At 65.7% G+C, this 4,978-nt stretch carries 5 protein-coding genes and 1 pseudogene; 5 read left to right on the top strand and 1 reads right to left on the bottom strand.

All coding sequences use genetic code 11. The features are described 5' to 3' along the window. From ABDV69_RS20100 to ABDV69_RS20080, 5 genes and pseudogenes are all read left to right on the top strand, one after another. A pseudogene (locus tag ABDV69_RS20100) lies at positions 1 to 231 on the top strand (peroxiredoxin); the annotation flags it as partial. 24 nt (positions 232 to 255) lie between these two features. Then, a complete protein-coding gene (locus ABDV69_RS20095) occupies positions 256 to 792 on the top strand; it encodes an alkyl hydroperoxide reductase (RefSeq protein WP_343577510.1) in 537 nt (178 codons plus the stop codon). Between the two features lie 24 nt (positions 793 to 816). Continuing rightward, entirely contained in the window at positions 817 to 1,296 is a 480-nt protein-coding gene (locus ABDV69_RS20090; RefSeq protein ID WP_343577509.1) for a nucleoside deaminase, read from the top strand. Next, a complete protein-coding gene (locus ABDV69_RS20085; protein ID WP_343577507.1) occupies positions 1,293 to 2,591 on the top strand; it encodes an alpha-amylase family glycosyl hydrolase in 1,299 nt (432 codons plus the stop codon). Before ABDV69_RS20090 ends, ABDV69_RS20085 begins: the two co-directional genes overlap by 4 nt. A 142-nt stretch (positions 2,592 to 2,733) precedes the next feature. Continuing rightward, positions 2,734 to 4,014 (top strand): alpha-hydroxy acid oxidase, encoded by a 1,281-nt coding sequence (locus ABDV69_RS20080; protein ID WP_343577506.1) that lies wholly within the window; start codon positions 2,734 to 2,736, stop codon positions 4,012 to 4,014. Here the strand turns inward: ABDV69_RS20080 and ABDV69_RS20075 are convergent. Then, on the bottom strand, positions 3,980 to 4,588 hold the full coding sequence (locus ABDV69_RS20075) for a hypothetical protein (protein WP_343577504.1): 609 nt from the start codon (positions 4,586 to 4,588) through the stop codon (positions 3,980 to 3,982). The genes ABDV69_RS20080 and ABDV69_RS20075 overlap by 35 nt on opposite strands. Positions 4,589 to 4,978 lie beyond the last annotated feature (390 nt).

The following is a 4,978-nucleotide window of genomic DNA, read 5'->3' as shown; positions in this document are numbered from 1 at the left end:
GAGGCCACCGGCGCGCTGAACAAGGACGGCGTCGCCGACCGTGTCACCTATATCGTCGACCCGAACAACGAAATCCAATTCGTCTCGGTGACCGCCGGCTCGGTGGGCCGCAATGTCGATGAGGTGCTGCGCGTGCTCGACGCACTGCAGTCCGACGAGCTGTGCGCGTGCAACTGGCGTAAAGGCGACCCCACGCTGGACGCCGGCGAGTTACTGAAGGCCTCGGCTTAATCGAGCCCTGATCGGAGAATCTCGATGAGTCTGGACAACCTGAAAGAGTCGCTACCCGAGTACGCCAAGGATCTCAAGCTCAACCTCGGCTCGATCAGCCGAAGTACTGTGCTCAGCACCGAACAGCTGTGGGGCACTCTGCTGGCCAGTGCCGCGGCGACGAGAAACACCCAGGTGTTGGCCGAGATTAGCGCCGAGGCAGCCGACGAACTGTCCGGCGAGGCGTACCAGGCGGCACTGGGCGCCGCGTCGATCATGGGCATGAACAACGTGTTCTATCGCGGTCGCGGCTTCCTCGGCGGCAAATATGACGATCTGCGTCCTGGGTTGCGGATGAACATCATCGGCAACCCAGGCGTCGACAAGGCCAACTTCGAGTTGTGGTCGTTCGCCGTGTCGTCGATCAACGGATGTGAACACTGCGTGACCGCACATGAGCACACCCTGCGCGAGGCCGGTGTCGAGCGCGACGTGATCCTGGAGGCGCTGAAGGTGGCCGCAATCGTCACCGGCGTTGCCCAAGCGATCACCACCACCCACACGCCGGCGACCGCCGGGTAGCCCGCGTCCGTAGACTCCGGGTTTGTGGTCGTCAACGAAGTCGATCTGCAGCATCTGCGACGCTGCGTCCAGCTTGCCCGCGCCGCATTGGAAGCCGGCCACGGCCCGTTCGGTGCCGTGCTGGTGGGCGCCGACGGCCAGACGTTGTACGAGGACCACAATCGCGTCACTGACTGTGATCAGACGCTGCACGCCGAGCTCGGTGTCATCCGGTGGAGCGTGGCGAACGTAGCTCCGGTGCAACGGATTCGCACCACCCTGTACACCTCCTGCGAGCACTGCCCGATGTGCGCGGCCGCGCACGCATGGGCCGGGCTGGGGCGCATCGTGTATGCGACCGCGAACGACCAACTGACGTCCTGGCTGACCGAATGGCACGCGACGGCGCCGCCGGTGGCGATGCTGCCGATCAACACCGTTGCGCCCCGAGCGGTGGTCGAGGGCCCCGTGCCCGAGTTCGAGGAGGAGATGAAAGCGCTGTACGAGGCCAGGTACCGACGATGAGCGGACCCGCCTGGGTCGAGCATGCGATCTGGTGGCACGTCTATCCGCTGGGCTTTGTGGGCGCGTTCCCGGCACCCGCTCCCCCCGAGGCTCACGAGCACCGACTGCGGCGCCTCGTCGAATGGTTCGATCACGCCATCGAGTTGGGCGCTTCCGGAATTGCGCTCGGACCGATCTTCGCCTCACGTACGCACGGCTACGATACCGCAGACCACTACCGCATCGACCCACGCCTCGGTGACGACGCCGACTTCGACTTCCTGATCACCGAGGCGCGGCGGCATGGATTGCGGGTGCTGCTGGATGGGGTGTTCAACCATGTCGGCACCGATTTCCCGCGATACCGCCAGGCTTTGGATGACGAGGCGGCCGCGCGCTGGTTCCGCGGCAGACCGGGCCGTTTTGACACCTTCGAAGGTCACGACGGCCTGCCGACACTGAACCACGAAAGCCCCGAGGTGGCCGACTATACCGCCGAAGTGATGTCGCACTGGCTGCGCCGCGGGGCGGACGGGTGGCGGCTGGACGCGGCCTACGCTGTGCCGCAACATTTCTGGAATTCGGTGCTGTCGAAGGTCCGGCAGTCGCATCCAGATGCCTGGATTGTCGGAGAATTGATCCACGGCGACTACGCCGCGGTGGTGCGCGACGCCGGATTCGACTCGGCGACCCAGTACGAGTTGTGGAAGGCGATCTGGAGTGGTCTCAACGACGGCAACTTCTTCGAGCTGGATCATGCGCTACAGCGGCACAACGATTTTCAGAAGACTTTCGCGCCGTTGACGTTCATCGGCAACCATGACGTCACGCGCATCGCCAGCCGGCTCGAGCGCCCAGAGTACCTGGCCCACGCGCTTGTCGTCCTGATGACCGTGGGGGGCGTGCCCAGCATCTACGCCGGCGACGAGCTCGGGTACCGTGGCATCAAAGAAGACCGCTTCGGTGGTGACGACGCGGTGCGGCCCGAATTCGGTTCTCCCCCAGCTGCACTCGAATCCCGTGGGGTCGAGATCTGGTCGCTGCACCAATACCTGATCGGTCTGCGCCGGCGGCACCCATGGCTGCACGCCGCATCGACGTCGGCGCTGCGGCTGGACAATCGGCAATACGTCTACGAAGCCCGCCACGGCGATCAGGCGTTGATTATCGCGCTCAACATCGACGATATTCCGCTGCGATGGCGGCTGGATTCCGGGCCGGCCGAGGTGATCGCCGGCAGCGGGGCGCCGCCGCCGGAGGTCGTCGGAAAGGTGTCGGTCGAACCGCGGGGCTGGCGGGTGCTGAGGCCGGTCTAAGCCAGCCGCTGCAGCGTCAGCGGGTCTTGCTGGCCCCGGTGGTAGTCGGTCAGCAACTCGAGGCAATCACCGCTGTCGTCTGTCGCTGGCGCGAGGTCCGAGCAGCTGATGGCGCAGCTAAGCGGTCGCTTGCTGATTCCAGATGACCTACGGTGGCAGAGTGGTCACACGGCGGATGCCGAAAGCGGATGAACTCGCGCCGCTGGTCCGTTTTCGCAAGCCGCGGCTCGACCGCGTTCGGCGTCACCTCGACGACGCGCTGACCATCGCCGACCTGCGGCGCCTCGCGAGGCGCCGCACGCCCAGGGCGGCATTCGACTACGCCGACGGCGCCGCCGAAGACGAGATATCGATCGAGCGTGCGCGACAAGCCTTTCGCGACATCGAGTTTCACCCGTCGATCCTGCGCGACGTCAGCAACGCCCGCACGAATTGGCAGGTGCTGGGTGGGCCGGTCGCCCTGCCGTTCGCCATCGCGCCGACGGGCTTCACGCGGCTGATGCACACCGACGGCGAACTCGCCGGCGTCCGGGTCGCGAGGGCAGCCGGTATCCCGTTCTCGCTGTCGACGCTGGGGACCGCCTCGATCGAGGATGTGGCCGCCGCTTCGCCGCAGGCCCGCAAGTGGTTTCAGCTGTACATCTGGCGCGACCGGGAGCGGTCGATGGCGTTGGTGAAGCGGGCCGCCGACGCCGGTTTCGACACCCTGCTGGCCACCGTGGACGTCCCGGTCGCCGGCGCCCGCCTGCGCGATGTCCGCAACGGGATGTCGATTCCGCCGGCGTTGACGTTGCGGACCGCGCTCGACGCCGCGCTGCGGCCGCACTGGTGGTTCGACCTGTTGACCACCGAACCGCTGTCGTTCGCGTCGCTGGATCGCTGGTCCGGCACCGTCGGTGAGTATCTGGATTCGATGTTCGATCCGACCCTGACCTTCGACGACCTGGCGTGGATCAAAGCGCAGTGGCCGGGCAAGCTCGTCGTCAAGGGTATCCAGACCCTCGCCGACGCACGCGCCGTGGTGGATCTGGGCGTCGACGGCATCGTGCTGTCCAATCACGGTGGCCGCCAACTGGATCGGGCCCCCGTGCCGTTCCACCTACTACCCACCGTGTCGCGTGAGCTCGGAGCGCACACCGAAATCCTGCTCGATACCGGCGTAATGTCCGGCGCTGACGTTGTCGCCGCGGTCGCGCTGGGTGCGCGCAGTGTGCTGATTGGCCGGGCCTACCTCTACGGCCTGATGGCCGGCGGCGAAGCCGGAGTGCGTCGGGCCGTGGACATCCTTTCCGCGCAACTGGTCCGCACCATGAAACTGCTCGGCGTCAGCTGCCTCGAGGAGCTGACCCCCCAGCACGTCACTCAGTTACGCCGGCTGGTTCCGGTTTTCAGTGGCGACTCGACACGAACAGGTAGTAGCTGACGTAGGCAACCACAAACAGCGCAACGAGCAGCACCGACGTAGTTCTCTGACGGTTGGTTTGGGCGCGATACTTCGGTGCGCACGTCGTGACTGGAAAACCAAGCGTGGTAAGGATTTCGGCGGCCGCACTCCGACCGCCGGGGTCGATGTTGACCAGGCCGCGGTGGCGGACTTGGAGTTCGACTGTCAGCGGGTAGGACGGCAGATCCACCTGGTAGCCAGCCGGTAGGGCGCCACCGTCGTTGGTATGGCGGCTCGTGCCGGCCTGCAGCGCCGGCCTGATGTAGGCGTTCTCGATGTCCCCGCGCAGCGCCAGCGGTGCGTCGTCGGCGTAGACGCCGTTGTGGTCGACATACAGATCAACAGGAGCGCGATGCGCCACCAGTGCGCACGACAGGGCGCGCGGGTAGATCGTGACGAAGCCGACGAGGATGGCCGCGGCGGCGAGAAGCTTCGTCGGCCCCGGCAACACCGCGATCGCTGCGACCAGTAGCAGCGACGCCGTCACCGCCCCGCCGAACATCGACTGCACCCGGGGGTTGGTCTGCATGAGAGTCGCGTGTCCGCGAAACATGAAACGTGAATGTACGCGCCGCGGCGATGGCTGTTGCTGCTTTTGCGTGACCGTTCACACAGCTCAACGCGGGTCACCGACACGGGTGGGCACCGGGCGACGTCGTGCTGTGGGACAACCGCTGTGTGCTGCAGCGAACGGACCACTCCGGCGTCGTCGGCGATCGCGTGATGCACCGCGGAAATGGTCACGGACGCCGCTCGGGAATGAACTGGATCGAGTCCAGGTTGAGCGAATCAGGCTTAACTTTGGAGGAATGATGGCTGAAGCCAAATCAGTGCCGGTGTTGTTTTTGACGTCCTCCCCGCACTGAAGTGCGAGGATTCCTCGTGCCAGTCTGCTGTCTCGATCGCTGCTCATGCGGCGATCGCCGTGGGCGGGCTGGTAGTG

This window comes from Mycobacterium sp. (assembly GCF_039583785.1).
Taxonomy (GTDB): domain Bacteria; phylum Actinomycetota; class Actinomycetes; order Mycobacteriales; family Mycobacteriaceae; genus Mycobacterium.
This window is presented reverse-complemented; position numbering and strand designations above follow the sequence as displayed.